17 protein-coding genes, 4 tRNA genes and 1 riboswitch are annotated in these 16,243 nt (G+C 53.4%); of the genes, 15 read left to right on the forward strand and 6 right to left on the reverse strand.

Going from position 1 to position 16,243, the window contains the following annotated elements; all coding sequences use genetic code 11:
* Window positions 1–20: 20 nt before the first annotated feature.
* The 7 genes from cobU (at window position 21) to ACAF76_RS06535 (ending at window position 2,512) form a co-directional block, all read left to right on the forward strand.
* Window positions 21–608, forward strand: a complete 588-nt coding sequence (cobU, locus tag ACAF76_RS06505; RefSeq protein ID WP_400163118.1) for a bifunctional adenosylcobinamide kinase/adenosylcobinamide-phosphate guanylyltransferase — start codon at window positions 21–23, stop codon at window positions 606–608.
* A gap of 62 nt (window positions 609–670) precedes the next feature.
* Window positions 671–1,240 (forward strand): hypothetical protein, encoded by a 570-nt coding sequence (locus tag ACAF76_RS06510; protein ID WP_400163119.1) that lies wholly within the window; start codon window positions 671–673, stop codon window positions 1,238–1,240.
* 33 nt (window positions 1,241–1,273) lie between these two features.
* On the forward strand, window positions 1,274–2,095 hold the full coding sequence (gene thiM / locus ACAF76_RS06515) for a hydroxyethylthiazole kinase (protein WP_400163120.1): 822 nt from the start codon (window positions 1,274–1,276) through the stop codon (window positions 2,093–2,095).
* 61 nt (window positions 2,096–2,156) lie between these two features.
* A tRNA-Arg gene (locus ACAF76_RS06520) sits at window positions 2,157–2,230 on the forward strand.
* Between the two features lie 19 nt (window positions 2,231–2,249).
* A tRNA-Gly gene (locus ACAF76_RS06525) sits at window positions 2,250–2,323 on the forward strand.
* 19 nt (window positions 2,324–2,342) lie between these two features.
* Window positions 2,343–2,419 (forward strand) — tRNA-Met (locus ACAF76_RS06530).
* Window positions 2,420–2,436: 17 nt separating this feature from the next.
* A tRNA-His gene (locus tag ACAF76_RS06535) sits at window positions 2,437–2,512 on the forward strand.
* Window positions 2,513–2,639: 127 nt separating this feature from the next.
* Here the strand turns inward: ACAF76_RS06535 and ACAF76_RS06540 are convergent.
* Together ACAF76_RS06540 and ACAF76_RS06545 are read right to left on the reverse strand one after the other, a co-directional pair.
* Complete coding sequence (locus ACAF76_RS06540; RefSeq protein WP_400163121.1) at window positions 2,640–3,110, reverse strand: DinB family protein; 471 nt, start codon at window positions 3,108–3,110, stop codon at window positions 2,640–2,642.
* Between the two features lie 145 nt (window positions 3,111–3,255).
* The gene (locus tag ACAF76_RS06545) at window positions 3,256–4,173 is read right to left on the reverse strand and encodes an EamA family transporter (protein ID WP_400163122.1); all 918 of its coding nucleotides are present in this window, start codon (window positions 4,171–4,173) and stop codon (window positions 3,256–3,258) included.
* Window positions 4,174–4,310: 137 nt separating this feature from the next.
* On the opposite strand from ACAF76_RS06545, the gene rarD reads away from it, so the two are divergent.
* Complete coding sequence (rarD, locus tag ACAF76_RS06550; protein WP_400163123.1) at window positions 4,311–5,219, forward strand: EamA family transporter RarD; 909 nt, start codon at window positions 4,311–4,313, stop codon at window positions 5,217–5,219.
* 75 nt (window positions 5,220–5,294) lie between these two features.
* On the opposite strand, the gene pdxK is transcribed toward rarD, so the two are convergent.
* Window positions 5,295–6,110 (reverse strand): pyridoxine/pyridoxal/pyridoxamine kinase, encoded by an 816-nt coding sequence (gene pdxK / locus ACAF76_RS06555; RefSeq protein ID WP_400163124.1) that lies wholly within the window; start codon window positions 6,108–6,110, stop codon window positions 5,295–5,297.
* A 183-nt stretch (window positions 6,111–6,293) separates the two neighbouring features.
* Entirely contained in the window at window positions 6,294–6,464 is a 171-nt protein-coding gene (locus ACAF76_RS06560; protein ID WP_400163125.1) for a hypothetical protein, read from the reverse strand.
* A 194-nt stretch (window positions 6,465–6,658) separates the two neighbouring features.
* Here ACAF76_RS06560 and ACAF76_RS06565 point away from each other — a divergent pair, with 194 nt between their 5' ends.
* The 3 genes from ACAF76_RS06565 to ACAF76_RS06575 are packed head-to-tail and all read left to right on the forward strand — an operon-like array spanning window position 6,659 to window position 10,373.
* Window positions 6,659–7,360, forward strand: a complete 702-nt coding sequence (locus ACAF76_RS06565) for an ABC transporter ATP-binding protein (RefSeq protein ID WP_400163126.1) — start codon at window positions 6,659–6,661, stop codon at window positions 7,358–7,360.
* A 22-nt stretch (window positions 7,361–7,382) separates the two neighbouring features.
* The gene (locus ACAF76_RS06570) at window positions 7,383–8,828 is read left to right on the forward strand and encodes an ABC transporter permease (RefSeq protein ID WP_400163127.1); all 1,446 of its coding nucleotides are present in this window, start codon (window positions 7,383–7,385) and stop codon (window positions 8,826–8,828) included.
* Window positions 8,829–8,849: 21 nt separating this feature from the next.
* The gene (locus tag ACAF76_RS06575) at window positions 8,850–10,373 is read left to right on the forward strand and encodes an efflux RND transporter periplasmic adaptor subunit (RefSeq protein ID WP_400163128.1); all 1,524 of its coding nucleotides are present in this window, start codon (window positions 8,850–8,852) and stop codon (window positions 10,371–10,373) included.
* Between the two features lie 71 nt (window positions 10,374–10,444).
* Here ACAF76_RS06575 and ACAF76_RS06580 read toward each other — a convergent pair whose 3' ends face one another.
* Window positions 10,445–11,212 carry a class I SAM-dependent methyltransferase gene (locus tag ACAF76_RS06580; RefSeq protein ID WP_400163129.1) on the reverse strand — a complete coding sequence of 256 codons (768 nt, stop codon included), beginning with the start codon at window positions 11,210–11,212 and terminating at the stop codon, window positions 10,445–10,447.
* Window positions 11,213–11,403: 191 nt separating this feature from the next.
* Here ACAF76_RS06580 and ACAF76_RS06585 point away from each other — a divergent pair, with 191 nt between their 5' ends.
* The 3 genes from ACAF76_RS06585 to ACAF76_RS06595 all read left to right on the forward strand — a co-directional run bounded on the left by ACAF76_RS06585 (window position 11,404) and on the right by ACAF76_RS06595 (window position 14,567).
* Window positions 11,404–13,443 (forward strand): hypothetical protein, encoded by a 2,040-nt coding sequence (locus ACAF76_RS06585; protein ID WP_400163130.1) that lies wholly within the window; start codon window positions 11,404–11,406, stop codon window positions 13,441–13,443.
* Window positions 13,444–13,544: 101 nt separating this feature from the next.
* Window positions 13,545–13,742, forward strand: a complete 198-nt coding sequence (locus tag ACAF76_RS06590; RefSeq protein ID WP_400163131.1) for a hypothetical protein — start codon at window positions 13,545–13,547, stop codon at window positions 13,740–13,742.
* 27 nt (window positions 13,743–13,769) lie between these two features.
* The gene (locus ACAF76_RS06595) at window positions 13,770–14,567 is read left to right on the forward strand and encodes an EcsC family protein (RefSeq protein WP_400163132.1); all 798 of its coding nucleotides are present in this window, start codon (window positions 13,770–13,772) and stop codon (window positions 14,565–14,567) included.
* Here the strand turns inward: ACAF76_RS06595 and ACAF76_RS06600 are convergent.
* Window positions 14,560–15,108, reverse strand: a complete 549-nt coding sequence (locus ACAF76_RS06600) for a GNAT family N-acetyltransferase (RefSeq protein WP_400163133.1) — start codon at window positions 15,106–15,108, stop codon at window positions 14,560–14,562. The genes ACAF76_RS06595 and ACAF76_RS06600 overlap by 8 nt on opposite strands.
* Before the next feature lie 152 nt (window positions 15,109–15,260).
* A riboswitch (Lysine riboswitch) is annotated at window positions 15,261–15,445 on the forward strand.
* A 79-nt stretch (window positions 15,446–15,524) separates the two neighbouring features.
* Between ACAF76_RS06600 and dapD the strand changes: the two genes are divergently transcribed.
* Window positions 15,525–16,235, forward strand: a complete 711-nt coding sequence (dapD, locus tag ACAF76_RS06605) for a 2,3,4,5-tetrahydropyridine-2,6-dicarboxylate N-acetyltransferase (RefSeq protein WP_400163134.1) — start codon at window positions 15,525–15,527, stop codon at window positions 16,233–16,235.
* The last annotated feature ends 8 nt before the right edge of the window (window positions 16,236–16,243 follow it).

The following is a 16,243-nucleotide window of genomic DNA, read 5'->3' on the forward strand; positions in this document are numbered from 1 at the left end:
GCAAAAGGGGGAGATGCCAGATGGCAATCTTGGTGACTGGAGGGGCGCGCAGCGGAAAAAGCTCGTTTGCCGAATCGTATGCAGCCCACTTGGGCAAGCGGGGCATCTATATCGCGACGTCACCTGTGTTCGACGATGAACTGGAAAGCCGCGTCCGTCTGCATCGGCAGCGGCGCGACCAATCCTCCTTTTCCTGGGAGACAATAGAGGAGCAGTTTGCGCTGGACAGCCTGCTGCAGAAACTGGGCGAACGCGAGGAAGTGGCGCAAAAGGAGACGGTAGTGCTGGTCGACTGCCTGACGCTTTGGCTTTCCAACTGGCTGTTGCGGCTGGAGTATTCCTCAGGAGAAGCAGGAGTGTTGCAGCAAATCGACGCATTGCAGGAGGCGATTCGCCGCTTTCCGGGGAGCTTGTTGCTCGTCACGAACGAGGTCGGCTACGGGATCGTGCCGGAGCATGCGCTCGGGCGAATGTTCCGCGATCTGGCGGGGATCTTGAATCAGCGCACAGCCAAAGCGTGCGAACAGGTATTCCTGGTGACTGCCGGAATTCCGCTCGAAATCAAAAGCAGAGCGTTTCACATGGAGAGAAATAACAATCCAACATAAATGTCCGCGGCTCCCTGTCCGATACCAAAAGAAAGGAGGATTTCGGGAGAGGGGCACCTGCGATGACGACCAATTACTACTTTACTTGTACCAAATGCGGAACCAGAGGGGGTTCTCTCAGCAATCAGGCCTGGGGGTGGGGCAATTTTGAGATCGTCGAGAGCTTCAAATTTCTCGCCTTCCACATCAGCCACTGCGGCGAAGAATCGATCCGGGTCATCTCGGAGGAAGCGGATGATTACATCGATTTGCTTCACGACGAGTACAATCTTTTTTTGGAGGAGACCAAAAATATTTTCCCTCATTCCCGCGACTGGGAGTTTCTCGTTCGTTCACAAGAGCTGCCGACAGACGAAATCAAGCAAAAATGGGTGGATGAGCAGCGGATTCCATACCGGGACGAGCGGATGAAAGTGACGGGGAAAATCAAAGAGCTGCAGATCGTGAAGCAAGGGGCTGGCCACTACATCTACCGTGGTCAGGTGGCGTGCACGGACGGGCGACTCAGGGCAGTCCTGGCAAATGCACGCGAACTGCCCAAGTTGGAGCAATCTTATGTTATTATCGGTAAAGAACAAGCACATCCCGAATTGGGACATGTAATGGAAGTTCATAAAATGGTTCCGGTCTGATAGCTGCAGCAAAAAAACGGAGGTTGAGACAGCATGCTTGAGAAGGTAGCACGTACATTGGAAAAGGTACGGGAGCAAAATCCGTTGATACACAACATCACCAACCGGGTGGTCACCAATTTTACGGCGAACGGCCTTTTGGCTCTGGGAGCCTCTCCCGTTATGGCGCATGCCAAGGAAGAAGTTGCCGAGATGGCGAAACTGGCTGGCGCCGTAGTCCTGAACATGGGCACACCGGATGAAGCAGAGGCAGAAGCGATGGTCATCGCCGGCCAGTCCGCCAATCAGCACGGGGTTCCCGTCTTGTTTGATCCGGTTGGGGCAGGGGCTACCTCGTACCGGCTGGAGCTTGCGCGCAGAATCATGCGTGAGGTAAAAGTAGATATCGTCAGGGGAAATGCCGGTGAAATTGCCAACCTGATCGGAGAGGCGCAGCAGATGAAAGGGGTCGACTCGACGGACAGCACACAGGACATCGACCAAATGGCGGTAAAAGCAGCCGAGCAGTTGGGTACAATCGTCGCGGTTACCGGTAAAGTAGACATCATTACAGATGGACGTACAGTGTACCGCATCGAAAACGGCGATCCGATTCTGACGAAGGTAACAGGGACGGGATGCTTGCTGACTTCGGTGATGGGAGCGTTTGCTGCCGTGGAGCGCGATTTTCTGACTGCTGGCGCAGCGGCTTTGGTCAGCTACGGAGTGGCTGCCGAGAAGGCAGCGCGCCATACGATCAACGAGGGGCCGGGCAGCTTCCAAATCCAGTTTGTAAACGAGCTGTCCAAAGTGACGAGCGACGATGTGAAGCGCATGGGCGCTGTTTCAGAAGTGGCGCAAGCGGTTCATTCTTGATTTTTGCATCAAGATATGGTAGACTGTTTCGTACCGAGTTGGAGCAAGACGAGTAACGTATGTGCCCTTAGCTCAGCCGGATAGAGCGTTTGACTACGAATCAAAAGGTCGGGAGTTCGAATCTCTCAGGGCACGCTCTTCTTTCTCGGTTTGCGCGGGTGTAGTTCAATGGTAGAACCCCAGCCTTCCAAGCTGGTCGCGTGGGTTCGATTCCCATCACCCGCTCCATTGTCATTTTCTCACTTTTGGCGGTGTAGCTCAGCTGGTCAGAGCGTTCGGTTCATACCCGAAAGGTCGGGGGTTCGATTCCCTCCACCGCTACCAAGTGAAGATCAGGCATGGCGGTCGTGGCGAAGGGGTTAACGCACCGGATTGTGGCTCCGGCATTCGTGGGTTCGAGTCCCATCGATCGCCCCATACAAATTCATGTGCAATCAGACAGTGTCATGCGTACAGGCAGACAATAGCAAGCCCGGCAAGGACGAGATTCGCTTGGTCCTGTGCCGGGCTTTTGTATATGTACGATTCTCCGGTCAGGTGGTTGTCATTTCTGATGCGGGACGAAGCGGCGGATGCTGTTGATCGCAGCCAGGTGAAGCCCTTCGTGAAAGATCGTGCGGACCAATACTTGAGCGATTGTGTGCATCCCTGATTCTGTAGCGGGGAATTCTTCCTCAAGCCGATGGCTGTACATGTCGCGTATCTGCCCGGGCTGTTCCGCCAGAAGCTGGCGAAGCGTGTCCAGCGAAGGCGGCGGGCTTGTCCAGTCAGCAGGCTTCGTTCCGTAGCCGAACCACTCGCGAAACCCTGCAGGCAGCGGAATCTCCTCTTTTGTCAGATGCTGGAGCCACAAGTATTGGTCCAGGTACAGGTGGCCCAAATGCCAGCGGATGTTGTTGTTGAATCCGGCAGGAATGACGTCCGCCATGCTTTCCGTGACACCATCGATCGCCCTCAATGTCTCCTCTCGATAATCCTGCACTTGCTGCAGCAGCACTGTATGCCGTTTTTCCATTTCAAGAGCTCCTCTCCTTTTTTATCTCCCTAATTTCTGTAAAATGATCCGATTTCCTGCTGATTGCTGTCAAAATGTTTCACAGCGAAAACAAGCGCACAGGACAGATCGACGTCCCGCACGCTTGTTGTAGTTGGCATATGGTTTAGTCATGCACGTTGCTGCTCTGCCGTCCCTGAGAGGAAGGCAGGAGCCGGCTCCAGGCAATCTGCGGCACGGCGATGGCAGCGAGAATCATCAGCACGCCGCCCCACTGGGTAATGGAGACAGGCTCATGCAGGACAAAGCTGGCGATCAGCACGACGGCTGGCAGTTCCATCGCGCTCAGCATCGTCACCAAGCCATTGCCGAGGCGGGGAACACTGACAGCCAGGCAGTAGATCGGAATGACCGAACCAAAGAAGGCGACGAGCAACGCGTACGGCAACATTCCCTCCAGCAGCCTGCCGTTCCACAAATACGAGGGCGGGTAGACAAAGGAAAGCATAATGGCCGCCATGCCGATGGAAACTGCACTGCGCAAAAACGGGTTCATCGCCGGAGCGAGCCGACCGTTCAGGAAAATGACAGTAGCAAAGCTGAAACCAGCCAGCAGTCCGCTTGCCAAACCGGTCAGGCTGACGTCTTGCAGCCCGCTTTCGCCAAGCCCGCTGGCAAAAAAGGTTCCGCCACTCAACATTACGAGGGAAATCCAGGTGGCACGATCCGGCCACTTTCGTGTGGAAATTGATTCCAGAAACACGCCAAACCAGGTAAACTGAAAGAACAGGACGATAGCCAGCGAGGCGGACACTTCGCTTACCGCCTGGTGGTACAAAACGCTCGCCAGCGCCATCACCAGGCTGACCGGAGCGAGCAGTAAGAGATGGCGAATACGAATTGACTCCCGCGACAGAAAGAAGGCGAAAGATGCCATGATGATGCCGCCAAACCAAAGTTGGCCGCTGCTCAATTCACCAGGTGTAAAGCCTGCTGCAAATCCGCGTTTCATTGCCAAGGACAAGATTCCGTAGCTGCAGGCACCGAACAAGACGAGCAGGACATAGCGCCAGTTTTTGATCATTGTTTTTCGACCTTTCTCGTATAAAAAAGAAGTGAATCTATTGTACTATAGAGATAAAATTGCTACAATTAAAAATTAGTCAACTTTAACTTAGTGCAGTGGTAGTGAAATAACAGAGAGACGTGGAGGCAAGAGTAATGAAACGGGGAATACTGTACGCTGTAATTGCGTACCTGGCATGGGGCTTGCTTCCGTTGTACTGGAATTTGTTTCAGTCGATGGGGGCCTTGGAAATATTGGCCCACCGCATTGTATGGTCATTCGTGTTTGTTGCCGTCATTTTGACGATTTCCAGGCGCTGGCGCCAATTGCGCAGTTCTTTGCCTGACATCAAAAGCAAAATTGCGATGCTCGTCTGCTCGCTGACCATCAGTGCCAACTGGCTGATTTTCATATGGGCCGTTACCAACGGCAAAGTGATGGAGACGAGTCTTGGCTACTACATGAATCCGCTGATCAGCGTCTTTTTTGGCGTCCTGTTCCTCAAGGAGAGGCTCTCCAAGGGACAGTGGACTGCACTGGGACTGGCGGGAGTGGGCGTGTTGTACCTGACCTTCCAGTACGGGGTATTCCCGTGGGTGGCGCTGTCGCTTGCCTTGACGTTTGCCCTGTATGGTCTCGCGAAAAAGATGCTGCGGATGGACGGAATCATCGGCGTCACTCTGGAAACGCTTTTGGTCACACCGATCGCGCTGTTGTATCTGGGGATGCTGCAGACACAGGGAACAGACGTGGCCTGGTCGATGGATGGCTGGAAAATTGTTCTCTTGACGCTCAGTGGAGCAGCGACAGCGCTGCCGCTGATGTGGTTTGCCGAAGCGACTAAGACCTTGCCGCTCTCCACAATCGGCTTTATCCAGTACCTCTCTCCGACGATGTCGTTGATTACAGCGGTGTTCCTGTTCGGAGAGCCGTTTACGGTCACGCATCTGATCAGCTTTACATGCATTTGGTCAGCGTTGGTCGTGTTTACGGTCAGCTCGATGAGGAAAAGAGCAGGCAGTGTATCCAACCAGACGGAAGCAGCATTGAAGAGAGAAGGATGAGCAAACAAAACAAACTCCTGGTGCAATCACTCGTACCAACGAGATGTGCCAGGAGTTTTTGCATGCTCGTATCGTTTACGCCTTGCCGCTTTGCCGGTAAGCGCCGTGGTTGGTCGGCCCTACATACTGGTTCAGGGCAAAGGAATGGCGGATGGCTTCCGTAATGAAATCTTTGGCCAAAAGCACTGCGTCGCGTACGGCACTTCCTTTTGCCAGCTCCGCACAAATCGCCGCAGAGAAGGTGCATCCGGCGCCATGCGTGAAGGTCGTGTCGAAGCGCTCGGCTTCCAGCACCTCAAATGATCTTCCGTCGAAGAAGACGTCGACTGCATGCTGATGCTGCAGCTTGCCGCCGCCTTTTACGACGACATATGCGGTACCCATTTCGTGAATGCGCTTGGCCGCTTCTTTCATGTCGTCGACGGTTTGCAGCGCCCCCATTTTGGCGAGAATCGCAGCTTCGAACAGGTTCGGGGTGGCAACAGTGGCATGCGGCAAAAGAATTTCCCGCAAGCTGTTGGCGATCTCCGGATGGAGCGCTTCGTCGGCACCTTTGCAAATCATCACCGGGTCGACGACTACGTTTTTCAGCTGGTACTGCGTGATTTTTCGCGCCGCCAGCTCGACCAGCTCTGTTGAGCCGAGCATCCCGGTTTTGGCTGCGTCTACGCCAATCCCGGAAAGAACCGTCTCGATTTGTTTTTCCAAAACGGCAACATCGATGGGAAACACTTCGTGGAACCAGCCGTTGTGCGGGTCCTGGGCGACGATGACGGTAATCGCGGTCAGCCCGAATACGCCGCGCTCCTGGAAGGTTTTCAGGTCTGCTTGCAATCCTGCTCCGCCGCTTGTGTCAGATCCTGCAATGGTCAATGCTTTCCGAATGGTCATATCTGTTTAGCTCCCTTTTTCACCGCTTGATGAACGTCAATCAGCGATAAGTAATTATGATTAGTTTCTATTGAAGAGGAAAAGTGGCAGGATGTCAACAACTTCCCATAACAGTGCAGTACACATGGGCAAATAAAAAAGCTCCCGCATGGGCGAGAGCCTTTGATTTCCAGGCGTTTGCCGTTATTTCGAAGTAGCGTGATGAAAGGAGAAACTGATTGGCATCGACATCGATTTGGAACGCTTCAGGGCAAGCTGTTTGGCTTGTTTGGCTGCTTCAAACATGCTGGGTGCCTTGATGATTTCGATCCATTGACGAGTGGTAGTTTCAAACAGAAAACGATAGATTCTCATCGCGATTCTTCGCCTCTCCTCAAGTATTTGACGTCTTCATTGTATCAAATTTTCTGAAAAACGAATGTTACAGTTATATGTAGATTCCATTAAATGAGAAAGAAAATTTTACAAAAAGCTGTTACGTTTTACCATCTTATTCGTCTATAAATAAGATATTATTTTTTTGTTTCTACAAATGGGGGAAAATGGAAATGCAAAATGCAACAGGGGAACTGACGGTCAAGGATGTTAACCACAGCTATGGGACCGGCAAGCTCAAGGTACCCGTCCTGTTTGACATCAATCTGCACATCCAGCGGGGAGAGTTCGTCTCCTTGTGCGGCTCGTCTGGCTCCGGCAAATCGACCTTGCTCAACTTGCTGGCGGGCCTGACCAAGCCGGATGAGGGCGGAATCTTTGTCAACGGGGAGGAAATCTCGCGTTACAACGAGAACCAGTTGTGCCTGTTTCGCCGCAGGTGCATGGGCTTTATTTTTCAGTCGTACAACCTCTTGCCCAATTTGACGGCGTTGGAAAATGTCGAGCTTCCGCTGATTTTTGCCGGAGAAGGCATCAAGAAAAGAAGGGAGAAAGCGACGGAGATTCTTCACCGCGTCGGGCTGGAAGGAAGAATTCACCACCGCCCCAACGAACTCAGCGGCGGGCAGCAGCAGCGGGTCAGTATCGCCCGTGCGCTGGTCAACGAACCGAGCATCATCCTCGCCGATGAGCCGACGGGAAATCTGGACAGCAAGACCGAGCTGGAAATTCTGGGACTGATGCGGGAGATGAACAAGGAGAACGGAACGACGTTTATCATTGTTACACATGAGCAGGAAGTGGCGGAGCGCTCCGACCGGGTTATCTACATGCAGGATGGGCGCATTGTACAAAAAAGGACAAGACCTGCGTAGGAAAGGTATGGGGTGAACAACAGTGAAATGGATAGACTCATTTCGCATCGTCTGGAGAAACCTGTGGCGGATGAAGCTCCGCACAGCGCTTACCTCCGTCGGTGTGATGATCGGCACGGCTGCGATCGTAGCAATGATGGCATTGAGTATCGGCCTGAAGGATAATGCGGTAAAAAGCCTGGAAAGTTGGGGCAGTTTGACAGAGATGGATGTCGCTCCGCTGTACTGGATTCCCGAAGAAGACCGGATGATCCCGGAAGACGAGCGCAAGAAGCTGAATGCGGCGGCGGTGCAGGAATTGAAGGCAATCCCCGGCATCGCGGCGGTGATGCCGATCAAACGCATGTACGAAAATACGAGGCTGGAAGTAGGCAGGCGGCAAGGCTACGTCGATCTCATTGGTGTAGACGTGCGGGAATCGGCGGACTACCGGAAAAACGACGTGGAAAAAGGGACGTATTTGAGCGGGTCGCCGCAGGAAATCGTCGTCGGCGCTGCTGTCGCCAGCAATTTGCGCGACGAGGAAAGAGAACAGCGGGAAGCGCGGCGCCGCAACGCTGGCGGCAATCAGCAGGAAATGTGGGAAATGCCTTCTCCGATGGGAGGCGGCACGCCTACAGCCTTCAACCTCGTAGACAAGGCAGCGACACTGGTCGTGACGCGGGAGTACCGGCTCAATGACGAGCCGAAGTTTGAGAAGAAGGAAATTCGCGTACGGATTGTCGGGCAATTGTACCCGTCCGAAAACGGTCGTGATTCCCATTCGGTCTACGTGCCGCTGCCGCTGGTCATGGAGCTGTACGAGTGGTTGAACCGCAGCGGCGGCTTTGACGGCGGGCAAGCCCAGTCTCGTGCGCGGCAGCAGGGGAATCAGCAGAACGAGTTTGAGTTTGACCAGATTACCGTAAAAGTAGAGTCCCGTGAGCAAGTGGAGAGCGTCGTTCAAACATTGCGGGAAAAAGGCTACGACGTCTGGTCTCCAGCGCGGGAGCTGGAATCGATTAACCAATTCTTCTTCGTCATCCAGCTCGTTCTCGGTGGAATCGCTGCGATCTCCCTTCTGGTAGCGACGATCGGGATCGTCAACACGATGATCATGTCGATCCTCGAACGGACGAAAGAGATCGGGATTATGAAGGTAATTGGCGCCACCGTGTTCAATATTCGCTGGCTGTTTTTGATGGAGTCCGGATTTATCGGATTGATCGGCGGTGTTGCCGGACTGGCGATGGCCTGGGGCGCTGTCGAAATAGTGAATTACTTGGGAGAATCGGCCGGATTGCTGCAATCGATGGGCATGGGGTACGGCGGAGGCGCGGATGGCGAACAAATTCGCCTTGCCTACATTCCTACCTGGCTCGCCCTGTTTGCCATTGGCTTCTCCTTTTTGATCGGCCTGTTGGCAGGTATTTTTCCGGCGATACGCGCGTCCAGACTCAGCGCTTTGCAAGCAATACGCTCAGAATAATAGAAATGTGGGGAAAAGCAGATGAATAAGAAAAAATGGATCATTATAGCATTGGCAGCCGTCGTTCTGGGAGGCGGGGGCTACGCCGGCTATCAAGGGTTCTTTGCCAGTAAACCGGATGCGGATGACACGTTCATGGAGGAGCCGGCCTATCCGACAGCAGCCGTCGAGCTGGGCGACGTGACACAGACGATCTTCGCCCCCGGCACGGTAGAAGCGAAGGCACGGGAGGAGGTTCGTCCCGAGGTCAGCGGCAAGGTGGAGAGGCTGCTCGTTCAGGAAGGGCAGACAGTGAGCAAGGGAGACGTCCTGTTTACACTCGATGGGACCGACGACATGCTCGAAATCGAGAAACTCGAGCTGGCGATCACCCGCGCCGAAAAAGACCTGGATGAACTGAAACAGAAAAAAGATCGGATTATCGCAACGGAAGAAGGAAAGGTAACAGAGGTGCTGGTGCGCAAAGGCGATACCGTCACTCCGGAAAGCATCGTAGCCAAGCTGATGGTAACCGGCTATTTGAAGATCACAGGGAAATTTTCCGCTTACGAGGCAGACCAGTTCCGCGTCGGACAAAAGGTAAAGGTATTTATCACTTCGACGCTCTCTTATGTGGAAGGTACGGTCATCAAAATCGACACCACCGGAAAGAAAGAGCTGGGTCTTGGCGGCGAACACGACATCGAGGTGCTGGTGAAAAATCCGGGGGCGCTGTACGCAGGAGATCTCGGTGAAGTGCAGTATACGGATGAAAAAGGGTTGTTTTATGGCAGCCAAATCCGCATGCCGTTTGAATTCCCGGATGAGATCGAAGTCAAGGCAGGCACTCATGGAATTGTCGATAGCGTAAATATCGAAAAGGACGATCTCGTCACGATCGGGCAGGAACTGATTCGCATGGATATGACGACAGCCGGGCTGGAGCTGCGTGAGAAAGAGCTGTCGTTGATGGAGGCAAAGCTGACACTGGAGCAAAAGCGCCGGGATATTGCCAAAAAGAGAGTCGTGGCCCCGATCGGCGGCGTCATTACCAAGCTGAACGTCAAAGAGGGAGAGACGCCAACCGGCAGTGAACCGGCAGCGATCATCATGGACACCTCAACCGTCTACTTCGTCGCTGCGGTAGACGAGATGGATATTCCGAAAATCGCAATGGGGCAGCAGGTAGATGTCTACTTGACCGCCTTCGGAAATGAATTCTTCCAGGGAAAAGTCGTAGAGCTTCCCAAGGAAGGTACGGTCGAGGACAAGGATGTCCGCTTCCAGGTAAAGGTGGAACTGAGCGAAGCGTCGCAGATGAAGCACGGAATGACCGGGGACTGCGACATTTACGTAGCCCACAAAGAAGGGGTAAAACGCTTGCCGCTTAATGCCGTGGAAATCTTGGAAGCAGGCAAAGGATCGGTCATGGTGAAAGACCCGGCGTCAGGGGAGATGATGCCGAAAGAAGTAGAGATCGGCGTAGAAGGAACTGACTTCGTGGAGATTGTGGACGGCCTTGACGAAGGAGAAGAAGTCATGGTCATGGGTGGTGGCATGTACTAAAGTACGAAAAATCAATACCCGGCTGCCTTGTCGATCGCAGACAAGACGGCCGGGCTCTTTTTTGTGCAGGGTCAGTGCGGTTTTTGGGCGATGATACGAATTCTTTTGTAGTCCACGATCCACTCTCCGTCTTTGTAGAGGGCTGGACGCAAACACACTGCCACTTCTTCACATACCCGCTGGCGTTCTTCTGGATGCAGCCCAGCGAAAAAGGAATCGGCAAACGAGTCGAGCCAGTGGCGAAGTCCCTGATCTCCGTCCGGCATCTTCGTCGGGCGATCAAAATGGGAAGCCAGCGTCACGCGAAACCCTTGTCGCTCCAAAAGCGACGTGTATTCGCCAATGCTCGGAAAGTACCAGGGATTGCGCTCGTCGGCCGCGATGCCGCGCTGCGCCAATACCGTGCCCAACGCATCTACGACCTGCTGGCAATTTTCTTTGCCGCCGAATTCCGCGACAAATCGTCCACCGGGTGAAAGAGCCAGCCAGACGCTCTCGATAACTTCCTGTGGCCGCTTCATCCAGTGCAGCGCCGCATTGGAAAAGACGGCGTCAAAACGTCTTTCGCTGCGAAACGTATGTCCATCCGCTACGAAAAACGAGAGCGACTGGTATTTTTTCTTGGCTGCTGCGATCATCTCGGGGGAGAAATCGACGCCGACCACGCTGGCGCCGGCTGCGGCGATTTTCGCGGTCAAATCTCCTGTTCCGCATCCCAAATCGAGGATGTGCTCACCTGCAACAGGCTGCAGCCACTCTATCACACCACTGCCGTACTGGGAGACGAAATTCATCTTTTCATCGTACAAGCTCGCATTCCAACTGTTTTTCTGGGTCATGGAAATCCCCTCCTGAAGCCAGTGTAACCAGTTGCATGAGTATTCGTCAAATCTATAATAATTATGAATTCGATAGTTTTTAACTATATCAAAAGGGAAATAATACCTTCCCGCATTTGACAGGAGTTAGTCCGATTGTGTCGAATACTAGGCAGATAAAAATTGCCATCCAAGAAAGTGAGAGGGAATACGTGAGAAAATGGGTTGCATCTGTGCTTCTTGCCAGTCTGATGACCAGCAGTCTTTATAGCGGGATCGCTGTTTCGCCTGCTCAAGGCGCACAAAACCATGCGACAACCGGCAGCCAGCTGTCGCAGATGATCAAAAAGCCGGTACATGAGAAGATTGTCTTCAACGATTATCAGGTCGCTGGTTTAGATCTGAACGGATGGAATTGGGTGAAAAATGACGAGTTTATTTTGCCGCCTGATACGCCGCTCGATATTGACGTGACACAGGTGACGTACGGGGATGGCGATACTTTCAGCCAAAGCAAGGTGCTCCTCGACGGGATCGAGCTTTCCGAATACGCGCAAGCGATGTCCGCAGATGAGGCAGCTTTTCGCTGGCAGCTTCCGCGCTTCACCATCCCTGCCGAAAAACTGAATGCAGGTGTACATACATTGACGTTTGTCGCAACAGATGGGTACGGTCAGGAGAGTCGCGTACACGTTCTGTTTCGCGTTGAAGCCAAAAATTTCCCGCTGATCTACCCGGGTGAGGTGGCGCAAGGCGAGAAAATCCACAACGGTGAAATAGTGCCGATTTTGGGCGAAAACGGCTCCAAAAGCTTCGTCAGCAGTTTGCCGGGCGATTGGCGGCTGACGGACAAGAAGACAGGCTCCTTGATCAAGACCTTTTCCGGTTTGAAATTTACGACTGGTGTCCTGCTGGCGGGGGAGTACGAACTGTCCTTTCTCCCGGATGATCTGACTCTGTTTCCTTGGCAAGCTACACTGCGCATCGGACAGCCAACACTTTATATGGGAACGGATGAAAACGGCCAGCAGTTGGAGGACAAACAAACCATAACCGCCAAGAAGGATGCCACGACAGTCCAGCTATTTTCCACGTTTCCGGGTTCCTGGCGGGTAAGTGGAACCGGACAGACGCTGGCCGGATCGAACCAGTTTGATGTAGAGTTGCCAGCGTTTCTGGCGGGCTTGACCGTCTCTGTAACCTTTGAGCCGGATCAGGGAGACGCCGCGTCCGAGGCAAAGAATCGTACGGCGATGACGGTTCAAATCAAGGTTCCGGGCACTGTCAAAGCATGCGAGACGGGGGCGGAGTCGGCAACGATGGATTTGTTGAGCCAGCAAAACAGAAGCTCCACGCTGATGATTGAGCGAAGCAATTTGCGCTCCTCGCAAGAAATTGTGAAGGTGTACCAGGACCCGATCTACGGCATCTGGCTCGGAACCGCAGCAGACCATATCGAATACGGCAGCAGCGCTGATGACGAGGAAGGACCGGGGGTATGGGCGATCAACAATGTGGTCGTCGACGATGCGAAGCTGAACTGGGATCACACCGGACTGGAATTGTCCCAGCTCGGCGTGGGAAGATATAAAATCAACTACTACAGCAAGGAAAATCCGGATCTTTCATGGTGCGGTACGATTCAATTGATCGAAGGAGCCAAGCCGAAACCTTCGGCTCCCGCATGCGAGATTGGCGATAGGGGAGAAAGCCCCGACCTGCTCCCCATGAAGCTGCATACGAAAAGCGGCAAGGAGTACACAGACGGCGATCGGATTGAAGTAGATTCTCGTTCACTGGAAGACCTGGAGGAGTTGACGCTGTCATCAACCCACGCCGCATTCAAAGGAATGAAAAAGGTGAAGAGGGAAAAGGACAAGGAGGACCGACGCTTCCTGTATGTGGCGGACACCGTATGGGAGTACGGAAATGTGCCGTTTGGAGCGAGACATGTTTTCGGCACCTCCCCGATTTTCTCCTCCAACGAAGTCGTCGTCTCCTATGAAGGGGAAAAACTCACGACGATTCGGCCAAGCCGAAAGGAAGATGAAGTGCCCGGAGGACGTGACACGCTCAATCTGCAATCCATCATCGAACGGGATGGACGCAAGGGGGAATATACGGTCGAAGTCATCAACTACATGACCTACCTCCAATGCAGTGTCGTCTCCTCTTCTCGTTCCTACTCCAAAGAGGTGACGGAAGAAGAAGAGGAGCAGCGGCTGCTGTTTACCGTTGTAGTCGGCGAATAGCTTACCGACAGTCCAAGCCCTTGCTTGAGCGCGAGGGCCTGGACTTTTTTTGGTAGGACAGGTCAAAGCGGTCGGCCAAGCGAGTTCTAGGAGGGGTGAAGATGACAGAGGAACAGCGCGCCCTGCTGGAGAAATTCGGGTTCCACGCAGAAGGCGGATTGGTGAAACATAAGAAGATGGGAATCGTAAAAAAAGAAGAAGAGTTCGCATGCTTTTTCACGGAGGCGGAGCTTCGTGATTTTATCCGTGAACTGTTGCGAAACCAGTGCAAGTGGAAGCGGGCCGACGCAGACAGCTGAATCATGCAAGAGAAGTGGAGGCAAGAAATGGAGACAAGAGAACAATTGCTTCGGTCGCTGGCTGAAGTAGAGGCGTGGGAGAAGGCGCAAAATGATTTGTGGTTTTGGGAAAAGCTGGGGAGACTGCCGTTCGTTCTGCTCGACCGGGTCACGCCGGCATTCATCCGCGAAAAGCTTGGAATGGCAGTCGATGAGCTGGCCGCCTTTCTCGAGACAGGCGGGAAGTACCTGATTCAGGATCAAGCCGTATACAGCCGGTTTCGCAGCAAAGCAGACCCGCTTCAGCAGGCCAGCTACGGCGCGACGACGGTTGCTGACAGTCCGCTTTCGCTGATGAACGAAGTAGCCAATGAGTTGCGGGATTCACGCGCTACCTTTGCCACTGTACAGGGAGCCACGACAGGGATCGGCGGCTTGTTTACGCTTGCGATCGACATTCCCTTGCTCTTGGGGACCTCGTTGAAAATCCTGCAAGAAATGGCGCTGTGCTACGGCTATCGGCCAGAGGAGAAGCGCGAGCGGCTGTTTATCGTCAAATGTCTGCAATTCGCCTCTGCCGACATCGTAGGCAAAAAGGCCATCCTCGACGAGCTTTCGCGCTTTGACGATCCTGCTGCGCAAAAGGATGTAGTCGCCCAACTGCAAGGATGGCGTGAGGTAGTGCTGACCTACACGGAGAATTTTGGCTGGAAAAAGCTGTTTCAGCTTGTTCCGATCGCTGGCATGCTGTTTGGCGCCTATATCAATCGCTCTACAGTCCAGGACGTCGCCGAAGCCGGAATGATGCTGTACCGCAAGCGGCGGATTCTGGAGCGGCTCAAGTAAATTCTTCTGCTGTCATGGCATAGATAAGATGGTCTTCCCATACGGCGTTTATTTGCAGGTAGCGCAACGAAAGTCCTTCCTGGCGAAAACCGTTCTTCTCGAGCACGCGGATCGAAGCCGTGTTTCGCGGCATGACCCCCGCCTGGACGCGGTGCAAGCCGGCTTCACCGAAGGCAAAGGAGAGCGCCAACTGCACGGCCGTGGACATGTATCCCTTGCCGTTGTGCGTCTGATCGAGAAAGTAGCCGATTGTCGCGTTTTGCCAGGCACCGCGGACGACGTTGGCCAAAGCGACCCGTCCGATCAGCTCGTCGGTGGCCGAGAGGTATATGCCAAAGGCGAAGCCGGTGCCGGCAGCAAATTCCCGTTCGGCCTGCTGCATCAGTTCGTACTGTCCGTCATAGGTGAAATAGGATGCGCTGCGGATCGGTTCGAACGGCTGCAAAAATTCGCGGTTTCGGATACGAAGCGACAAAAGCTGCTCAGTGTCGCTCGTACCCATCGGACGCAATGCAATGTCATCTGTTTGCAATGGGCGCATACAATCACTCCTTACAGGAAAATGAGCAGGCATTTTCGATCATACCACGTAAAATTGTTGGAAAATAGAGTGTTTACTCACTATACTGATAACAAGAAACAAGTTGCCACATCTTGTGGAATTTGATAGAGTAAGATGAAATTCGGATAATGAATCTAAATAGAGGTGCACAGAGGATGAGTACTTTTTTTGCAGGCTGTCAGGGGACAGGAAAAAAGGAAAGGCTGAAGTGCCGAAGCTTGTGCCGCTCCCCTGAAGCGCAGAGGCTGGGATTGACGTGAAGAACCAAAATCCTGTCATGGAAGGCAGCAGCCTTTCGTGGAGCGCTATTTACGATTTGCTTGCGAGAGAATCAAAAGCAATGGGATAGCGAATGCTACTCATTGCTTTTCAATGTTAAAAAGGAGGATTTCCCAGTGAACATGATGGATGCACATGAAATTATCGCGTTTATTCAGAAAAGCGAAAAGAAAACCCCGGTCAAGCTGTACATAAAAGGTGAGCTCGACGGGATCGACTTCGGCGCCAATGCCAAGGCGTTTATTACAGGCAATACCGGCGTCGTGTTTGGCGAGTGGAAGGAAATAGAGCCCGTACTGGCACAGCACGCAGACAAAATCGAGGACTACGTGGTGGAGAACGACCGTCGCAACTCGGCAATTCCGCTGTTGGACATGAAAGGAATCCAGGCGCGTATCGAGCCAGGCGCAATCATTCGCGACCAGGTGACGATCGGCAATAACGCTGTCATTATGATGGGCGCTTCGATCAACATCGGTGCCGTTATCGGAGAAGGAACGATGATCGACATGAACGCGGTAGTAGGCGGACGCGGCACGATTGGTAAAAATTGCCATATCGGTGCTGGCGCAGTCGTTGCCGGTGTCATCGAGCCACCATCGGCTACCCCTGTCATCATCGAAGACGATGTGCTGGTCGGAGCCAACGCGGTCATTCTCGAAGGCGTCCGTATCGGCCAGGGCTCTGTCGTTGCCGCTGGCGCGATCGTAACCCAGGACGTGCCGCCGAACGTAGTCGTAGCGGGAGCACCTGCACGCATCATCAAGGAAATCGACGACAAAACCCGTTCGAAAACAGAAATCATGCAAGAGCTGCGTCAGCTCTAAGGGAGAGA

This window comes from Brevibacillus sp. TJ4 (assembly GCF_044627595.2).
Classification (GTDB): Bacteria; Bacillota; Bacilli; order Brevibacillales; family Brevibacillaceae; genus Brevibacillus.

Excerpts from the sequence above, each read along its gene's own strand:
- ACAF76_RS06565 (WP_400163126.1), top strand. The coding sequence starts at position 6,659 with ATGCAAAATGCAACAGGGGAACTGACGGTCAAGGATGTTAACCACAGC.
- ACAF76_RS06600 (WP_400163133.1), bottom strand. The coding sequence starts at position 15,108 with ATGCGCCCATTGCAAACAGATGACATTGCATTGCGTCCGATGGGTACG.
- ACAF76_RS06575 (WP_400163128.1), top strand. The coding sequence starts at position 8,850 with ATGAATAAGAAAAAATGGATCATTATAGCATTGGCAGCCGTCGTTCTG.
- ACAF76_RS06590 (WP_400163131.1), top strand. The coding sequence starts at position 13,545 with ATGACAGAGGAACAGCGCGCCCTGCTGGAGAAATTCGGGTTCCACGCA.
- pdxK (WP_400163124.1), bottom strand. The coding sequence starts at position 6,110 with ATGACCATTCGGAAAGCATTGACCATTGCAGGATCTGACACAAGCGGC.
- ACAF76_RS06540 (WP_400163121.1), bottom strand. The coding sequence starts at position 3,110 with ATGGAAAAACGGCATACAGTGCTGCTGCAGCAAGTGCAGGATTATCGA.
- ACAF76_RS06545 (WP_400163122.1), bottom strand. The coding sequence starts at position 4,173 with ATGATCAAAAACTGGCGCTATGTCCTGCTCGTCTTGTTCGGTGCCTGC.
- ACAF76_RS06560 (WP_400163125.1), bottom strand. The coding sequence starts at position 6,464 with ATGAGAATCTATCGTTTTCTGTTTGAAACTACCACTCGTCAATGGATC.
- rarD (WP_400163123.1), top strand. The coding sequence starts at position 4,311 with ATGAAACGGGGAATACTGTACGCTGTAATTGCGTACCTGGCATGGGGC.
- cobU (WP_400163118.1), top strand. The coding sequence starts at position 21 with ATGGCAATCTTGGTGACTGGAGGGGCGCGCAGCGGAAAAAGCTCGTTT.
- ACAF76_RS06580 (WP_400163129.1), bottom strand. The coding sequence starts at position 11,212 with ATGACCCAGAAAAACAGTTGGAATGCGAGCTTGTACGATGAAAAGATG.
- thiM (WP_400163120.1), top strand. The coding sequence starts at position 1,274 with ATGCTTGAGAAGGTAGCACGTACATTGGAAAAGGTACGGGAGCAAAAT.
- ACAF76_RS06510 (WP_400163119.1), top strand. The coding sequence starts at position 671 with ATGACGACCAATTACTACTTTACTTGTACCAAATGCGGAACCAGAGGG.
- ACAF76_RS06595 (WP_400163132.1), top strand. The coding sequence starts at position 13,770 with ATGGAGACAAGAGAACAATTGCTTCGGTCGCTGGCTGAAGTAGAGGCG.